This window comes from Candidatus Accumulibacter meliphilus (genome assembly GCF_036625345.1).
Lineage (GTDB): Bacteria > Pseudomonadota > Gammaproteobacteria > Burkholderiales > Rhodocyclaceae > Accumulibacter > Accumulibacter meliphilus.
Genome location: NZ_JAZKTZ010000001.1, coordinates 728,600 through 746,219, shown reverse-complemented (window position 1 = coordinate 746,219; position 17,620 = coordinate 728,600). Strand labels below are relative to the sequence as shown.

The following is a 17,620-nucleotide window of genomic DNA, read 5'->3' as shown; positions in this document are numbered from 1 at the left end:
AGCGGAGCGCTTGCCGATGAAGCCGGGGAGAAATGACCAGTGCCCCTGCGGCAGTGGCAGGAAGTACAAAAGCTGCTGCCTGGGCAGGGAAACGGCCGGACCAGCGCCTGATCATGCTGCCGGCGCCGCGCCGGCTTCTTCGCGTTCCCGGAATTCCATGAATTCTCCGAGCCCAGTGAATTCCGGCGCTCCGAGCGATTTGTTGGCGATGTTCAACGGCGGCCGCTATGCCGAGCTGGAAGCGCGCCTGCGCGCACTGCTCGGACCGTCGTCGCAGTCTGCTTCCGGGTTTCTCTGGGGACTGCTCGGTGCGACCCTGGAGGCGCAAAGCAAGGACGGCCTGCCGGCCTTGCAGCGCGCGACGACGCTATCGCCGCAGGATTTCGATATCCAGACCGTCCTGGCAAGAGCGCTTATCGAGCGCGCGCGTTTTGCCGAGGCCAGCGACGCCTTCCGCCGAGCGCTGGCGGTACAGCCGGAGAATCTGGCGGCGCAGTTCAATCTTGGTGACACGCTGCGCCTGCTCGAGCGCTTTGACGAGGCCGAAAAGCTCCTGCGCGGAGTTGTGCGCAGCGCCCCGGACTTTCTTGAAGCACTCGTCTCGCTGGCCGATACCCTGGCAGAGCGCGGGGCGATGGCGGAAGCCGAAGCCGTCTGCCGGCGGGCAGTCGCCCTGGCACCCGAATACGCGGCGACGCATTTCTGTCTGGGTAATATCCTGCGCAATTCGGGCCGACTCCGCGCAGCCAGAGATTGCTTCCTGGCGACCTTGCAGGTCGCGCCGAACACCCTGCCGGCGCTCGGCAACCTGGGAAATGTGCTGCAGGAGTTGGGCGATTTCGTCCAGGCCGAGGATTGCTACCGGCGAGCGCTGAAGTTGAACCCGGCCTATGCCACGGCCGGCGCCAACCTCGGTCGGCTTTTCGTCGAGCAGAATCGCTTCGTCGATGCCGAAACCGCCTATCGCGACTTGCTCAGAACACAGCCGAAAAATGCGGAGATTCTTGAGCGGCTGGGCGGCGTCTTGCTCGAACTTGGCCATGCCGACGCGGCACGGACATGCTACCTCGAAGCCCTCGCCGTCGAGCCCGAACGGACGAGCACCCGGCTGGCACTGGCGACAGCCGTGCTGCCGGTGATCGCGCAAAATAGCGAAGAAAGTGCGGCGGTTCGGCACGCTTTTGCGAGAGCGCTCGACGAACTGGCGGACTGGCTGCACGCGGATCGCGCTCGGCCGGTGGACCTTGCCAGTCTGGCCGCCGCGCAGCAACCCTTCTCGCTGGCGTACCGCGACGGCAATCACGTCGATCTGCTGGCGCGCTATGGCGATCTGATCGGCGAATGCCTGCATCCGGGTGCTCAGGTTTCGCAAGTGGCAGCGCCATGCCCGCCACGCGAGCGACCGCGACTGTTGATCGTCTCGCATCATATCCGCCGGCATTCCGTATGGGATATCGTGCTGCGCGGTCTGTTGCTGGATCTCGATCGCACGCGCTTCGAGGTCCTTGTTTATCACCTCGGCAACGTCGAGGACGAGGAAACCCGCTTTGCGCGCGGGCAGGTCGACGGCTGGCGGGATCGGCAGACCATTGCCGACCCTGCCGGCTGGCTGGCTGCTGTTGCCGAAGACGCCCCCGACGTGATTTTCTACCCCGAAATCGGTATGTCTTCGCTGTGCTATTTCCTGGCCGCACATCGGCTGGCGCCTTTGCAGGTGGCCAGCTGGGGACACCCGATCAGCACCGGCCTGGCGACCATCGACCTCTTTCTTTCCGGCGATTTGCTCGAGGCCGCGGACGCCGGCAAGCACTATCGGGAGCGCTTGATCCGCCTGCCCGGTAGCGGTTGTTGTACGGCCCCCTTGCCACTCCTCGCCGAGCCCATCGCGGAAGTCGAAAGCCGCTTGCGCGGCATGGATGGCCCGCGCTTGCTGATTGCCCAGCGGGCGATCAAGTTCGACCCGGCCGATGACGCGCTTTACGCCCGGATCGCGGCGGCCACCGGCGAGAGTGTCTTCATCCTGCTGCGCGATCCGATTTCTCCCTGGGCCACCGAACAGGTCATGGCGCGCCTCGAGGCGGCGTTCCGCGACCAGGGTCTCGATCCGCGCCGACATCTGCTCGGCATTCCCTGGCTCGCACCGGCACAGTTCCTGGCCTTGCTCGATTGCTGCGACGTCTATCTCGACTGCCCGGCTTTCTCCGGCTACACCACCGCCTGGCAGGCGCTGCATCGCGGCCTGCCGATCGTTACGCTGGAAGGTGCCTATATGCGCCAGCGCCTGGCATCCGGCCTGCTCCGCAAGGCGGGCTTGCCGGACAGCATCGCCGCATCGCCCGACGATTACGTGGCCATTGCCGCGCGCCTCGCCAGGGAAAGCGGCGATGCCGAGCACAGCAAAGCCCGGCGCGCCGCGATCATCGCCGCCGCACCGTCGGTCGATGGCGACGTCAGTGTCGTGCGCGCTTTCGAGCAGTGTCTGAGAGCGGAGCTCGACGCGGTCCGCCAACGCCGCTAATCGCCGCTATCGCCAATCGGCACGAGTGGACCGGCGACATAGAGCGCAGCAGAGAAGCCTGGCCAGCCGATGCTTGGAGCTCGATGATTGGGGAATTTGCGTGCAGCCCACTGGCCTGCAGGCCACTCCCGGCGCTTACGACACCCATAACGCATTTAATGTGAAAGTCGCGTATGCGACTTTCACATTAACTCTCCGCTAATTCTCGATGCTTATCTTCACCCTTACGCGAATTTCCGCGTGACCTGAAGGAGAGAGCTCCATGAAACAGCTAACCATGAAAAGCAACATCTATTTGGCAGCCGTTGCCGTACTTTCGGCGACCGCCGTCGGCAGTGTCTACGCCGCCAAATCTGCCGACAATGACGCCATGGCGATCGCCGACGCCAAGATCAGCCTGGCACAGGCGGTGAGCGCGGCCGAACAGCACGTCGGTGGCAAAGCATCGCGCGCTGAATACGAGCACCACAAAGGCCAGTGGGTTTTCGACGTCGAAGTGGTCAAGGGCCGACAGGTCATGGACGTCACAGTTAACTCGACCAGTGGCACGGTCATCGCCGCCGTCGAGGACAAACACGACCGCGACGATGACCATGACCGGGACGATTGACCACGCCAACCACTTCCAAGCCGGTGCAGCACCTCTGCCCCGGCTTTTCCCTTAAGCCGGGGCAAGCCACACACCACACCGGTAGCACAGGAGAGAAGTCACATGAAAACAGTCACGCGCGAAGACACGCTGCAGATGCTGAACAAGGTTCCGGAAGTCACCCTCTACTTCTGGATCATCAAGATCATGGCGACGACCGTTGGCGAGACCGCCGCCGATTTTCTCAACTTCGACCTGCATTTCGGCCTGAACGGCACGGCGCTGCTGATGAGCGCGCTGTTGGCAGTTTTCCTGCTGCTGCAGTTGCGTGCGCGCAAGTACGTGCCGGCGCTGTACTGGCTGGTGGTGGTGCTGATCAGCATCGTCGGCACCCTGATCACCGACGGCCTGGTGGACAACTTTGGCGTGCCGCTGGAAACGACGACCATCGCCTTTGGCCTGGCCTTGCTGGCGACTTTCGCCATTTGGTACGCCAGCGAGAAGACGCTGTCGATCCACTCGATCATCACCACGCCGCGCGAACTGTTCTACTGGGCAGCCATCCTGTTCACATTTGCCTTGGGCACGGCCGCGGGTGACCTTGCCGCAGAAGGCCTGCAGCTCGGCTACGCCACCTCGACGCTGATGTTCGGCGTCATGATCGCTCTCGTGACCATCGCTTATTACGTCTTCAAGACCAATGCCGTGCTGGCGTTCTGGATCGCCTACGTGCTGACGCGGCCGCTCGGCGCATCGTTTGGCGACTACCTGTCGCAAGCAACTGCCGATGGCGGCCTTGGTCTGGGCACCGTGCTCACCAGCGTGCTCTTCCTGTCGAGTATCGCCGGCCTGGTCCTCTATCTGACCATGAGCATCTCGCGACGCGACATCCAGGCGCAAACGGCAAACGCAGTCGGCAGAAAGCCTTGATCGGGACCGTCATTGAACATTGGAACGATACATTGCTTGATCCGAATGGGCCGGCTAAGACCATGACGCCTGCAGACACGGAGAACTTCTAATGCGCATCCTGCTTGTCGAAGACGACGCAATGATCGGCGAAGCGATATCCCTCGCGCTCAAGGATCGCGCCTATGCCGTGGACTGGGTCAGAGATGGTGCCACTGCCAACAAAGTACTCCAGGACGACGACCACCAGGCGGTGTTACTCGATCTCGGACTGCCCAAACGTGACGGCCTGGAGGTGTTGCAGCGCCTGCGACAGGCGGGCAACACGATACCGGTTCTCGTCATCACGGCTCGCGACGGGATCGATGATCGCATCAAGGGTCTCGATATCGGGGCAGATGACTACCTCGTGAAACCGTTCGACGTCAATGAACTGCTGGCTAGGCTACGGGCAATCGTTCGCCGTCAGGGCGGACACGCCGCACCCCTGCTGAGCAACGGCAAAGTTAGTCTCGACCCGGCAAGTCACGAGGCTCGCTGCGGAGAGACGGTGGAACTGTTGAGTGCGCGTGAGTTTGCCCTGCTGCACGCCCTGTTGTTGCGTCCTGGGGCGATTCTCACGCGTAACGAGTTGGAGGAACGGATCTACGGCTGGAACGAGGAAGTCGAAAGCAACGTCATCGACGTCCTGATTCACGGCCTTCGCCGAAAGCTCGGACCGACGATCATCAAGAATGTCCGTGGTGCCGGCTGGATGGTGGACAAACCGGTATGAAGCGATCGTTGCAGCGGCATTTGTCGCTGATGTTGGGAGGCACGATCCTTCTCACCTGTCTGGTTGCTGCCATCGCCTCCTTCGCGCTCGCTTATTCCGAGGCGAAGGAATTCCAGGACGACATGCTGCAGCAGATCGCCGAGTTGAACTCCGACGACGGGTTTGCGCAAAAGACACCACAAAGCTCGCGAAAAATCACGCTCAAGGACCCCGAGTCGCGAATCACGATCATCCACTTGCCCGGCGAACCGCGGCCTGATTGGCTCGCCGCCGATCTGCGCAGTGGCTTTCACACCCTATACGCCGGCGCCGAGCAACAGCGCGTGTTCATCCGCGACATGCCCGCAGAGAGACGCACGGTCGTGACGCAGCCGACCGACGCGCGTGACGAAATAGCGGCCAACAGTGCACTGCACACCTTGATTCCCTTGTTGCTGCTACTGCCATTGTTGACGATCCTCATCATGCGCATCGTCCGTCACGAATTGGCACCGATCGCTCAGCTTTCCAGGAGCCTCGACGAGCAAAGCGCGGATCGGCCGCAAGCCCTCGCCGATGACGGCCTCCCGGAAGAAATCTCCCCTTTCGTACAGGCCATTAATCGGCTGCTGGAACGGGTTAATCACCTGATCGGGCAGCAACGGCGTTTCATCGCCGATGCCGCTCACGAACTTCGCAGCCCGCTCACCGCGCTTTCGGTACAGGCACAGAATCTCCGGCACGCTGAATCAATTGCTGTCGTGCACGAGCGCTTACTGCCACTACAGGAAGGCATCGAACGCGCGCGCCAGTTGACCGAGCAGTTGCTCAACCTCGCCAGAACCCAGGCCGAGACCAGCGGCCGGACGGAGGTCAACATCTCGCTGCTGGCCCGCGAACTGATCGCCGCGTACCTGCCCGTCGCCGAGGCGCGAAAGCTCGACCTGGGCTTGGAGGAGATGGTACCGCTGACCGTTTGTGGTTCGCCTGAGGCGCTGCGACTGATCGTCAAGAACGCTCTCGAAAATGCTCTGAAATATACGTCGGAAGGCGGTGAAGTGACGCTTCGACTGCGCGCCGACGAGCACGATTCAATCATCGAAATCGTCGATGACGGCCCGGGGATTCCGATTGATGAACAGGCGCGCGTCTTCGATTCGTTCTACCGCATGCCGGACGCGCGCGGCGAGGGCAGCGGCCTCGGGTTGACCATCGCCCGCGAAGCAGCGACTCGCCAGGGCGGTACCGTCAGTCTCCATGCAGGGCCGGAAGGCAGTGGCCTCATCTTTCGCTACCGCCAAACTCACGGTACGCCCGACGCAAGGATTTAGGCTGAATTGAACCAGCCTTTGACGAGCTTTTTCACATTAGCCAGCAACGAGCAAGAAATGAAACGTCCTTTTTCCGCGATTTCCGAGCATCTCCTCACTACCCCTACCAGTAGCCTGATGCTTGTGCTCGGCACCGTATGGCTCAGCGCCCTGGCTGGCGTCAGGTCGCTGATGCTGCCCGACGAAGGACGGTACGTCGGCGTCGCCTGGCAAATGCTCAACAGCGGCAACTGGTTGCTGCCAACGCTTGATGGCCTGCCATTTTTTCACAAGCCACCGCTATTTTACTGGCTGACGGGCTTGGCGCTGCAGATGTTCGGCGCCAACGACTGGGCTGCTCGCGTGGCATCGATCCTCGGCGCCCTGATCGCCGCAGGCGCCCTGTACCTGTTCGTGAAACACTATGCGGACAAGCGCCTGGCGACCTTGTCTGTCGTCGTGTTGGTGACCCAGCCGATGTTCTTTGCCGGCGCCCAGTATGCCAATCTCGACATGCTGGTCGCCGGAATGATTACGGCCTGCATCGTCTGCGGTGCAAGCGCCGTGCTGCGCCTGGACGCTGGCTTGCCCTACCGGACGGCGCTGGCTTTGACCTACCTTTTTGCCGCGCTTGGCGCCCTCGCCAAGGGATTGATCGGCTTCGTGCTGCCTGGCGCGATCCTGCTGGCGTGGATCCTGGTGCGCAAGCGCTACCGGCTGATCCCTGCCTTGCTGCCAATCCCCATGATTCTCCTGTTCCTCGCCGTGGCAGTGCCCTGGTTCCTGTGGATGCAGAAGTCGTACAGCGGCTTTTGGGACTACTTCTTTGTCTACCATCATTTCAAGCGCTTCGCCGAGACCGGCTTCAGCAACGCGCGGCCGTTCTGGTTCTATCTCCCGGTAGTCCTTCTCGGCACACTGCCGTGGTCGCTGTGGATTGCGCGCGTCTGTTCGTGGAAGTTCCTGGTCGCCCCGGAGAAACTCGATATTCGCAGCTTGATGCTCCTCTGGATGCTGGGCATTCTGGTCTTCTTCTCCTTGCCGAATTCGAAACTGGTCGGCTATATTTTCCCGGCACTGCCGCCGCTGGCCTGTTTAATGGCCGACGCCATGCTCGCCTGGCTAAAGCAACGACAGGAAACCGGGAAACCAGATGCCCCGGTCTGGCTGGGCGGCAGCCTGGTCGTCGCCGGCAGCCTCTGCGTCGCCTTCATCGTGGTGGTCGCGCTGTTCGACCACACCGCAACGCGGAGCCTGAGCAAGCAGGTCGCGCCACTGTTTCGCCCCGACGACCAGATCGTCATGATCGACGAGTACGAGTACGACCTACCGTTCTACCTGCGGGCGGCGAAGGACTCCTGGGTGGTCACCAACTGGCAGGACCCGGAGGTCCCGAAAGAGGACAACTGGCGCAAGGAACTGTACGACGCGGCACGGTTTGACCCGGTGAAGCAGCAGGAAGTACTGCTGCTTCCCGGAGACCTTGCTTCGCGTCTGTGCTCCTGGACTGGTAGCGGTGTGCTGTGGATCTGGGGGAAGACCGCGCAGGCCGACCGTTATCGCTTCCTTCCGGATAGCGCCATTGCTTTTTCAGAGCGCAAGAAAGTGGTCTGGCGACTCGACGCCGAGCAGCGCCAACAGCTCGATGTTTGCAGAGGAACGCCGGGTCGTGGCTGAGGATGGACCTGCGGGCAGCGATGGCGGGCAGAACCAGGCAAGAGGCTGGAACGTGAAATCGACCACGACCACAGCGGAAAAAAGCAGCCTGCCGAAGATGCCGGCAGGCGTATGGGTCCTGGGTCTGGTCAGCATGCTGATGGACATCTCTTCGGAGATGATCCATAGCCTGCTGCCGCTGTTCATGGTCACGACGCTTGGAGCCAGCGCCCTGTCGGTTGGTATGGTGGAAGGACTGGCCGAATCCACAGCCCTGATCGTCAAGGTTTTTTCGGGTGCGCTCAGTGATTATTTCGGCAAGCGCAAGGGCCTTGCCGTATGCGGCTACGCGCTCGGGGCGCTTACCAAACCACTGTTTGCCGTGGCCTCGACGACGGGCAGCGTGCTCACCGCGCGGCTTCTCGATCGCGTCGGCAAAGGCATTCGCGGCGCACCGCGCGATGCCCTGGTCGCCGACATAGCGCCACCGTCTCTGCGCGGCGCAGCGTTCGGCCTGCGCCAGTCCCTGGACACGGTGGGCGCCTTTCTTGGTCCTCTGCTGGCGGTCGGTTTGATGCTGCTGTGGTCCAACGACTTCCGGGCGGTATTCTGGCTGGCGGCCATTCCGGGGTTGATGGCGGTTGCGCTACTGTCCTTTGGCCTGCGCGAACCGGCGCGCCCGGCAACGGCACGACGCAGCAGTCCGATCCAGCGGCAAAACCTGCAACGCCTCGGGCGCCCGTACTGGTCAGTGGTGGTGATCGGCGCGGTGTTCACCCTTGCCCGCTTCAGCGAGGCTTTCCTTGTCCTGCGCGCGCAACAGGCCGGCATACCCCTGGCCCTGGTGCCGCTGGTGATGGTGGCGATGAATGTCGTCTATGCCCTCTCGGCGTATCCGTTCGGCAGGCTCTCCGACCGCGTCAGCCACCGGAAACTGCTGGCCGGCGGTCTCCTCATGCTCATCGCCGCGGACGTCGTTCTGGCGAGCAGCGACCACTGGGGCGTGCTCCTGGCCGGTGTTGCCCTCTGGGGCATCCACATGGGCATGACGCAGGGCCTGCTGACGACGATGGTCGCCGATAGCGCACCGGCCGACCTGCGCGGCACGGCGTACGGCTTCTTCAGCCTGGTGAGCGGACTGGCAATGCTCCTGGCCAGCGTCCTGGCCGGACTGCTGTGGGATCGGCTCGGAGCGTCGTTCACCTTCCATGCCGGAGCGGCTTTCTGCCTCGTCGCATTAATCGGACTGGCCTGGCAGCCCGGCACGACGAGGCCTGCAGCGTGAGCATGTGGCGCTCCGCTGAGCGCGCTCAGCGCAACCGGGCTGGCGCTGATGGTGCCGAGTGCTCCGTCGGCGCCGATGACGCGTTTCCTGGCCCGGTCGCGTCGCGGTCGAGGAACCACATTTCTCCGAGGTGGATGTCGTGCGCGTAGTGATGGACAAGGCCCAGCCCGGCATGGCCGATCAGGTAGGCCCACACGAGGTTGGCAAGAGTTCGGTGCACGAACATGACAGCGCCAACGGCGCCACCGGCGTCCGGGTCGCCGCTGTTGATGAAGTAGCAGATCGTTCCGCTGATCGCCATGGCCGACATCAGCAGCAACCCAACACCATGCACCGCAGACGGCAGCGCCGCGTGCGGATCGTGTGCTGACAGCCGCCGCGAGAGCAAGGCGGCGAAATGAGTCATGGCGTCCGTGCGCAAAGCACGCAGACGCGTGCCCGAGAACCAGGGGAACAGCGCACCCGGCGCTGTGCCTTTCGAGCGGGTGGCAAGAACAACCCAGAAAGCGAAGACGAAACAGAATGCAGCCAGACCGAAATACTGGTGAACCTGGAAGTACCAGTTGCCTGCGTCTTGTTCGTCACCCGCTTTCAGTCCATCAGCCCGCGTGCCGCAGCAACGTCGCTGCGGTAGGCTGCAAAGATATCGCGCAGAGCATCCTCGAAAGTGACCTTCGGCGCCCACTCGAGGTCGGCCATGGTGTTGGCTATTTTCGGTACGCGGTGCTGCGTGTCTTGGTAGCCCTTGCCGTAGTACTCGGCTGAGGTGGTCTCCAGCACTTTGACCCTGGCCGCGGATTCGGCGTATTCCGGGTAGTGGGCGGCCAGATCCAGCATCAGGGTGGCCAGTTCGCGGATCGAGTAGTTGTTCTTGGGATTGCCGATGTTGTAGATCTTGCCGTCGGCAACGCCATCCTTGTTCGCGATGATCTTCATCAACGCGTCGATGCCGTCGCTGACGTAGGTGAAGGAACGCTTCTGCGCGCCGCCATCGACCAGCTTGATTGGTTCGCCACGAACGATGTGGCCGAGGAACTGGGTGATTACGCGCGACGAACCCTCTTTCGGCGTGTGGATCGAGTCCAGGCCGGGGCCAATCCAGTTGAACGGGCGGAACAGTGTGTATTGCAGTCCCTCCTGCTGGCCGTAGGCGTGGATCACCCGATCCATCATTTGCTTGGCGCAGGCGTAGATCCAGCGCGGCTTGTTGATCGGACCGTAGATCAGCGGCGAGCTTTCGGGATCGAATTCCGGGTCCTGGCTCATGCCGTAAACCTCGGAGGTTGACGGAAAGACCACCCGTTTCTTGTACTTCACCGCCTGCCGGATGATTGGCAGATTGGCCTCGAAGTCGAGTTCAAAGACGCGCAGGGGCTCGGTGACGTAGGTCGCCGGGGTGGCGATGGCGACCAGCGGCAGGATCAGGTCGCATTTGCGCACGTGATACTCGATCCACTCCTTGCTGATCATCAGGTCACCTTCGAAGAAATGAAAGCGCGGATTCGGCATCAGGTCACTTACGCGTTCGCTGTTGAGGTCCATTCCGTAGACCTCCCAGTCGGTGGTGGCCAGGATGCGTTGCGAGAGGTGGTGGCCGATGAAGCCGTTGACGCCGAGGATGAGAATTTTTTTCATAATGGTCAGAGAGGGATAGGGTTTTGGCCCAGTCGGGCGGGGATATCGCGCCGCGCAAGTTCGCAAGAAAGGGCTGCCGAACGCGATCGCTTGTCCTCGATGTGATCAATGGCCTTGCCTTGCAGGCCGATGTTTGAATACCAGTAGGCAGAAGACAATGAATGCCACAAAAATCGCAGATGCCGAGTAGCGGTTCATCGCCAAACCACCGGAAGTCAATGGCTTGTCGAGGAAATCTCCAACAACTGCACCCAGGGGCCGAGTCAGGACAAATGCTGTCCAGAAAAAGACGGTCCGAGAAATGCTCGTCCAGTAGAAGATCTCGGCTCTTGATCTTGATCTGAGCGAAAACGGCAACAAGAAAGATCGCGGCGAAGATCGCGGTGCCTTCCAGGTATCCGAGCTGCATCGACATCGATACCGCGTCACCGCCGGTCTCGCCCAGGGTCGTGGCGGCAATCTTGACGACCCAGAAGAGCAAGGTCTCTTCAGGCGCTTTTCTCCACACCTGTTCGGAAGAGTCCTGCATGGTGTCATCATTCCTTGTCTGTCGTGGGTGCCATTGTTTGTTTCAAGCAGGCGGAAGCGGGCTCCGTACAGCTTCTGCGAACAGCATACCGGACTGCCATTTGGCCATCGTCATCGTAGAAATCGATGGCCATCCTGGACGAGTCGACGACAGTTCTCGCGAAACCGTGTTTCGACTTCCCAAACAGCAAGCCTTCCTGTCCCTTTGAAACCATATGGAGGCTCTGGCCGCCACCTCCGGAAATGACATAGTAGGGTTCGCCATCGCGGACGATGAGTTGCTGATCGTGATCGTGGCCCGCCAGGTAGAGATCGACATGGTATTTTTGCAACACCGGCAACAAGGTCGATACCAACGCCTCGGTCTCGCCATGGTGGCCCGCATTGCGAATGGGGTGGTGTGCCACCACGATCCGCCATGTCGCCTGCGTGGCCGATGGTGCGAAGGCTTCTGCAATGAAACGCACCTGCTTGGCCATATTTTCCGGCGTCAGGTTATTGCTATCGACAAAGACGACACGCAACAGCGGATGACCATTGTCCAGGCCAAAATCCTTGCTGTAGTAGTGTCCCGGCATCTGCCATCGACCCGAGCCGGCTTGATCCCTGGAATACTGGATTTGCGCTTCGCCATTTCCCCGCACATCATTATTGCCCAGCACCGAATAGAATGGGATGGTCGCCAGCTTCGTTCCGGAATACATGTTTTCAAATTTCCAGTTCCACTGCCTGTCCTCCGTTGACTGAATACCATCGCGATAGAAATTGTCGCCCAACAAAATAACGAAATCGAGGTCACCCGTTTTTTCTGCGACATTTTCCATGCTGCGCGCAACTCTCCATTGATCAAACTGGGCTGTGCCTTGGTCACCAAGGGCAAAAAACGAAATCCGTGCGGCAGTCGCCGATGGGACGGCAAGCGCCACGGGTTGCGGCGTTGACAACTGGCAATAGGCGAGAACCGCCAGGGTGACGACGACAGTAAGGCCGACAAATAACGCCAGACGAAGGATGATTTTCCTAGGAACGACCATTCAGACCTTCTTCTGCCGACGCCAGGGCGCGCAACGGCGAAAACCCAGCAGGTGCAGGCCGATCTGGCGCAACTGACGTAGCCGGGCCGCCTGTAAATTTTTCCCCGTCGGTCGCCGTTGCCGACCAAGGAAATGACGAAGAGACGCGGCGCGGAGCGAACGTGCCCTGCCAGAGGAGGTCCGCGATACACGGCTTTCGATTCTTTGCGGTCACGCTTTCAATTTCCATGGACAGTGGTCGAGTTTCAAGACTAGCGCTCAAGTCTTAGCCGAGAATTAGGGCCGGTGCTTCCAGTGCTCCCTACGAGCGCGGTCATTGACGCCACTGCTGCGCTACGGCAATCGATAGCCGCTGCCTTCCCGGGTCAGAAGAAAAAAGCGTCTTCAGCGAAACGAATTTGCTTATCGAGATCCCCTGGCTCCAGTTGATTGGAATCAATGAACACGACGCGCAACAGGGGGTGGCCATTGGCGATGCCGAAGTGCCGGCTGGAGTAGTGCCCTGGCATCTGCCACCTGCCGGAATTCGCGTGACCTTGGGAATAGCGGATTTCCACTTGCGCATCGGCGGGCACATCATGATTGCCGAGCAGCGCATAGAAGGGAATGGTCGCCAGCATCCAGCCTGAGTACACACTCTCGAACTTCCAGTTTCACTGCAAGGTGTGGATTGCGGTGAGCTGTACGCGATTGGGGGCGGAAAACAGCAAATACCCAACCGCTGTCAGGGGGCCGATAATGATCGCGGCAATAGTAGGCGGCATGGGCTGCTTCCCAGCGCGGATTCAAATCGCCTTCGCTTTCGAAAAGTCCCGAGAACAGCGGTCGACACGTAGTCAAGAATTAGGTGCTCTTTATCAGAGCGTCTCTCAGCAAGCGAGTGATGGAAAAGGACGCGACGATCGATGTCGCTTGCTCTCCTCGCAGAGGCAATTCAGCCCAACGGCAAGCCGTTTTGTCGGGCGCGGAAAATTGCCGTGAAAGCTGGCCGCCGGTAGACACGGCGGCCAGCAGCGGCCGACAAACTGCACCATTGTCGGTCGAAGGCGTTTAGAATCCGGGGCTCGCCGCCCGACGAACGGACCACAACGCCACTGGTGGTGGCAGTGTGATCGGCACCGGCGGCCCTCCTGACGACCCTGGACAGAGAGCCAGCGTGAGCCGACAAACTTGCCGACATTCCAAATGAACGCAACACCATCTGCACCGCTTGCGAGTATGCCCGCACCTACAGCTCGGCAAGTGCGACGGGAAACCATGGCCGTTGCCGTCGTTGGTTTGCTGCTATTCACTCTTGGTCTGTGGGGCCAGGAATTCGTCGGCTTTGAAACACGCTTCGCCGTCTTTGCGAAGGAAATGCTGCGAGCGGGCGTGTCGATTTTTCCCAGAACCTACGGCGAGCCTTATCCCGATTACCCGGCCACTTCGACCCTGCTGATCTGGCTGGGCTCCTTGCCTCTTGGCGAGGTCAACAAGTTCACGGCGATCCTCCCTACCGCTCTCGCCAGCGCGCTCAATCTGGCGCTGACCTATCGCCTGCTGAGTTACGTATCGCGGCAATGGGCGTTCGTCGCCGTGTGCTTCGAGTTACTGACTGCCACCTTTCTGGTCGAGGCGCGCGCCATTTCGCTCGACCAGATGCTGGCAACGATCACCCTCGCGTGCTTCATTCTTGCCTACCGCCGGGACGCCGGCATCGCATCGTCTGAACGCTGGTTACTCTGGATCTTCGTCCTGCTCGTCCTGGGCTTCTCGATTCGCGGCCCGATGGGCATCGTCATCCCGGTCGGCGTGCTGTGCAGCTACTACGCGCTGACCCATCAATGGCGCGCCGTATTCAGGATTGGTTTGCCGTCCCTGGCGCTGCTGATCGCCTGCTGGTTCGCTCTGCTGTTCCTGGCCCGGATCGAAGGCGGCGAGACCTTCGTCGAAGACGTCATCCGAATGCAGGTGACCGGGCGACTGGGTGGTCATGACGACGCGCTGCCCCGCTACTACTACCTGGTCAACAGCCTCTCCAACTTTGCGCTCAGTTTTCCGCTAGCACTGTTGGTGACGGCGTCGCTGCTACGCAGCGCCTTGCCGCGGCTACAGCTTCCTTTCTGGCGCAAAGCCGACACCGTATCGTGGGACCCGGCCATGCGCATGGCAGTGCTGATGGCCGGCTGGCTGTTGCTGGTCTTGATCGGCCTGTCGATTCCGGAAACGAAGAAGGCGCGCTACCTGCTACCCGCCGTGCCGGCAATGGCGGCGCTGGCAGCCTACGTCTTCATCAACCAGAGCAATGGATTCCTCCGCGTCATCTATCGCACGCTGCAGAAGCTGTTGCTAATATTTCCGATGCTGTTGGTTGGGCTGCTGTTCTATGCCGAACACTACGCCAGACAAGGTCATCTCAACCTTGAAATCCAGACGTCGTTGCTCTTGAGCTTGCTGGTCGGCTGCCAACTGCTGGCCTTGTTCGCGCTACGAAGAACGTGGCCACAGGACAAGCGCGACAAGCTGGTCGTCGCCGTCGCCGCGAGCGCTTTCTGGCTCACCAACGTTTACCTGCGCGAGCCTGCCGAACTGCAGATCCATTCTGCGCGGCCGTTTGTCCAGGCGGTTGAAGAGCTGCGCCGGCAGCAACCGGGCCCGTTGGCGATGTATGGCGTCGGTAAGGACAGCCTGGCGATCGTCTACCACGTCAATGTGGCCGACGAATTCAGGCCGCTATTCATCAATCAAGTCGAGCAACTCACGAGCCTGCGCTACCCACTTTATTTGCTGATCAGTGACAAGGAGAGCAAGTTGCTGACCAGCGCGGGCCGGAGAGGACAAGGGATTGAATGGCCGCAGCCGGTCTATCAAGGGTTATTCCGCGACGGCAATTACAGCGTTTACTATCTGCAACAGCCACCACCACAGTAAAACGCTACCGCTTCTCTGGCGAGTCGGAAGCACGCTGGCGCTACTTGCTACCGGTAAAGTTATCGCTTTCGATCCCTCCCGATTGACTCTTCGGCCAAGGACACCCGGAACGGATCAGTCAGCACGGCGATTCCCTTGCGCCGCCGTTTGCCGATGGCGAGTTTGACTGGGTAGTGTGCTATCGGCTACCCACCATTTTCCTGATTGATAAACAGATCGTTAGCGCTCACCGCTTAAGTCCAGTCGTGCGGGTCAACAACGGTCTTGGCGGCTTTCTTGCGTAAAACGTAAGTACGCCACATGAACAGGCGTGGCAGAAAGTCGACATGACCGACGATGTCGAAGCCGGCAGTAAAGCATTCGCTTTCGAAGTTTTCCCTCGGCACGATGAAGCGGTTGTCGCTCGGCTCGCCGTCCTGGCGACGCTTTTCTTCCTCCTTGCGGCGTCGCCAGGCCTTGTGGTTGCCATCGACCCACAAGGATACGACCACCGTGTCGCGGCTGACGCGGTGGAATTCCCTGAGCATCGCGATACGGTTGGCCGACTCGCCAATGTGATGCATCAGGCGAATCGAGAAGATGCAGTCGACACTGTTGTCGGGCAGGCTGATGTCGAACGCCGAGCACTGCAACAGACGGAAACGACTGACCACAGCCGGCTCGCGTACCTTCGCCGCGACTTCGAGCATCGCCCCACTGAAATCTGCAGCCAGCAGCTCGCGCTTCGGGTCGCGTGCCAGCATCGACCAGAAACGGCCTGCGCCACAGGGCAGGTCGAGTACCGACACGGGATTGCCGGCAAGGGCCAGGGCGCGTCGCGCCATACGGTGCTCCATGCGGTCGGAGAGCTTCTTGCGGCGGTGTTTGTGGAAGTATTGCCACGAATGGTCGTCCGTGTACTTGTCAGAAAAAGACAGGTGGATGGGCAGTTCTTTGTGGGCGTTCATAAGTTTCCTCGGAGTCGGAGGCTCGGGACGGACGCGGTCAGTGTTGCTTGTGAACTGTGGAACCCGCCGCGCAGCAGGCCATCGGTAGCATCAGTTCCTGCCGTCTCCTGACCGGTAGTAATGGAGTAAGCCTTCGGCACCCGGAGGTGAGCCGAGCGCCGGACGCCATCATCCGGCCCGAGAATTAGCCGAGACTTAGCGTGCGCCGTGCTAACGGTCATGACCTGTCGAGACACCCCTGATGATCAAAGCCATGACCGTCCCCCTCTCACTTGCAGTGCGCATTCCGGCTTGCACGCCGGAATCGTTCGCCGGGCAGGGAGCATGCTCCCTGAATTCCCCGCCTCACCCCTGACCCTTCTCCCGTGTTAGCGGTGTCGCTTTTCCGTAGAAATCTGGCCTTCTCACCCCGTCAGGCTGTCGACGCCAGATTTCTACGGAAAAGCGACACCGCTAACAGCATGGTTCGCTGCCGTGCGCCAAACTACGAACTCGGTGATTTGCGCCTACCTGCAGGTGTTGATGTTGATTGGTTCACGCCGCGAGGAACTGGCCGGCTTGAAATGGGAAGATGTCGACTTCCGGTGGCGGTCAATCACTATTCACGACAAGGTAGAGGGCGAGCGCACTATCCCGCTGACGCCTTACGTCGCTTCGCTGCTGGCTTGCCTGCCGCGTCGCAACGAGTGGGTATTCAGCAGCCCCGCAGCCTCGTCTGGCCGGCTCAGTGCTCCGTGTGTACAGCACCACCGGGCTTGCACAATCGCCGGCATTGAGGACATGACGCTTCATGGCCTGCGTCGGTCCTTTGCCACGCTGAGCGAGTGGACTGAGGTGCCTACAGGCGTGGTGGCGCAAATCATGGGACACAAACCAAGTGCCACCGCTGAGCGGCATTACAAGGTTCGTTCCCTAGACCTGCTGCGGATGTGGCACACGAAGATTGAAGCCTGGATTCTCAGCGAAGCCGGTACCTTGCAGCCAGCGGAGGATGCACGGCCCGGACTTCGAGCCATCACCACCGCGTGGAAAAGGTTTTCCGCGCCTCTATCGGCCAATCGAAAACAGGGCACCTTCCCCTGCTGGCGCGGCACCTCAACGAAGGAGCGCCGAGAAGGGGTGCCATGTATGAACGTAGTGGTCTTTATCAATGGCCGCGAGGCTATTCCAGTTCGTGCGCTTCCGTTCGTAGCGCCGGACCACATGTCTCCCGATGCTATTGTCAGGCTGCTGGGGCATGCCGACGAAAGTGGAACGTTTCGCCAAGTCTTCGCTTACCAGTTACTTCCGCATGCCTGTTCTGTTCGAGTTCAGCCGCCTGAATGGAGCCTGATTGCATACAGAGTGCACGCTGGGTACTGTGGACCGAAAAAAGCGCCGGGACCGACCAGAACAAAGCCACCTATTCCCACCAAAGCCACCAATTGCGGCAAGAGGAAGCAAGCACAGTCGGCTGAACAGGTGGGCTTGGTGGCTTTAAGTGGGTTTCCGCTGGTCGAAGCTGAACAGGATTTCATCGTCGAGGAGGCGTTGTGAGCCTGGAAG

13 protein-coding genes and 3 pseudogenes are annotated in these 17,620 nt (G+C 60.7%); 10 read left to right on the top strand and 6 right to left on the bottom strand.

Annotation, left to right across the window (positions count from 1 at the left end; genetic code table 11):
* Positions 1-16: 16 nt before the first annotated feature.
* The 8 genes and pseudogenes from V5B40_RS25110 to V5B40_RS03210 all read left to right on the top strand — a co-directional run.
* Positions 17-82 (top strand): annotated as a pseudogene (locus tag V5B40_RS25110) (SEC-C metal-binding domain-containing protein); the annotation flags it as partial.
* A 75-nt stretch (positions 83-157) separates the two neighbouring features.
* On the top strand, positions 158-2,518 hold the full coding sequence (locus V5B40_RS03240; protein WP_332353176.1) for a tetratricopeptide repeat protein: 2,361 nt from the start codon (positions 158-160) through the stop codon (positions 2,516-2,518).
* 277 nt (positions 2,519-2,795) lie between these two features.
* Complete coding sequence (locus V5B40_RS03235) at positions 2,796-3,128, top strand: PepSY domain-containing protein (RefSeq protein ID WP_332353251.1); 333 nt, start codon at positions 2,796-2,798, stop codon at positions 3,126-3,128.
* 102 nt (positions 3,129-3,230) lie between these two features.
* A complete protein-coding gene (locus tag V5B40_RS03230) occupies positions 3,231-4,037 on the top strand; it encodes a COG4705 family protein (RefSeq protein ID WP_332353175.1) in 807 nt (268 codons plus the stop codon).
* 91 nt (positions 4,038-4,128) lie between these two features.
* Positions 4,129-4,791, top strand: a complete 663-nt coding sequence (locus V5B40_RS03225) for a response regulator transcription factor (protein ID WP_332353174.1) — start codon at positions 4,129-4,131, stop codon at positions 4,789-4,791.
* Positions 4,788-6,101, top strand: a complete 1,314-nt coding sequence (locus V5B40_RS03220; protein WP_332353173.1) for an ATP-binding protein — start codon at positions 4,788-4,790, stop codon at positions 6,099-6,101. The genes V5B40_RS03225 and V5B40_RS03220 overlap by 4 nt, the downstream gene beginning before the upstream one ends.
* Before the next feature lie 57 nt (positions 6,102-6,158).
* Entirely contained in the window at positions 6,159-7,757 is a 1,599-nt protein-coding gene (locus tag V5B40_RS03215; RefSeq protein ID WP_332353172.1) for an ArnT family glycosyltransferase, read from the top strand.
* A 97-nt stretch (positions 7,758-7,854) separates the two neighbouring features.
* The gene (locus V5B40_RS03210; protein WP_332353250.1) at positions 7,855-9,021 is read left to right on the top strand and encodes an MFS transporter; all 1,167 of its coding nucleotides are present in this window, start codon (positions 7,855-7,857) and stop codon (positions 9,019-9,021) included.
* A 25-nt stretch (positions 9,022-9,046) separates the two neighbouring features.
* Here the strand turns inward: V5B40_RS03210 and V5B40_RS03205 are convergent, their stop codons facing one another.
* The 5 genes and pseudogenes from V5B40_RS03205 to V5B40_RS03185 form a co-directional block, all read right to left on the bottom strand.
* Positions 9,047-9,706: a cytochrome b/b6 domain-containing protein gene (locus V5B40_RS03205; protein WP_332353171.1), complete on the bottom strand. Its 660-nt coding sequence runs from the start codon at positions 9,704-9,706 to the stop codon at positions 9,047-9,049.
* Positions 9,613-10,656: a bifunctional UDP-4-keto-pentose/UDP-xylose synthase gene (locus V5B40_RS03200; protein WP_332353170.1), complete on the bottom strand. Its 1,044-nt coding sequence runs from the start codon at positions 10,654-10,656 to the stop codon at positions 9,613-9,615. The genes V5B40_RS03205 and V5B40_RS03200 overlap by 94 nt, the downstream gene beginning before the upstream one ends.
* A 105-nt stretch (positions 10,657-10,761) precedes the next feature.
* Positions 10,762-11,185 (bottom strand): annotated as a pseudogene (locus V5B40_RS03195) (hypothetical protein).
* A 7-nt stretch (positions 11,186-11,192) separates the two neighbouring features.
* The gene (locus V5B40_RS03190) at positions 11,193-12,218 is read right to left on the bottom strand and encodes a metallophosphoesterase (RefSeq protein WP_332353169.1); all 1,026 of its coding nucleotides are present in this window, start codon (positions 12,216-12,218) and stop codon (positions 11,193-11,195) included.
* A gap of 365 nt (positions 12,219-12,583) precedes the next feature.
* Complete coding sequence (locus V5B40_RS03185; protein WP_332353168.1) at positions 12,584-12,838, bottom strand: hypothetical protein; 255 nt, start codon at positions 12,836-12,838, stop codon at positions 12,584-12,586.
* A 637-nt stretch (positions 12,839-13,475) separates the two neighbouring features.
* Here V5B40_RS03185 and V5B40_RS03180 point away from each other — a divergent pair.
* Positions 13,476-15,128 carry an ArnT family glycosyltransferase gene (locus V5B40_RS03180; RefSeq protein ID WP_332353167.1) on the top strand — a complete coding sequence of 551 codons (1,653 nt, stop codon included), beginning with the start codon at positions 13,476-13,478 and terminating at the stop codon, positions 15,126-15,128.
* A gap of 233 nt (positions 15,129-15,361) precedes the next feature.
* On the opposite strand, the gene V5B40_RS03175 is transcribed toward V5B40_RS03180, so the two are convergent.
* On the bottom strand, positions 15,362-16,075 hold the full coding sequence (locus tag V5B40_RS03175; RefSeq protein ID WP_332353166.1) for a class I SAM-dependent methyltransferase: 714 nt from the start codon (positions 16,073-16,075) through the stop codon (positions 15,362-15,364).
* 453 nt (positions 16,076-16,528) lie between these two features.
* On the opposite strand from V5B40_RS03175, the pseudogene V5B40_RS03170 reads away from it, so the two are divergent.
* Positions 16,529-17,065 (top strand): annotated as a pseudogene (locus V5B40_RS03170) (tyrosine-type recombinase/integrase); the annotation flags it as partial.
* Between the last annotated feature and the right edge of the window lie 555 nt (positions 17,066-17,620).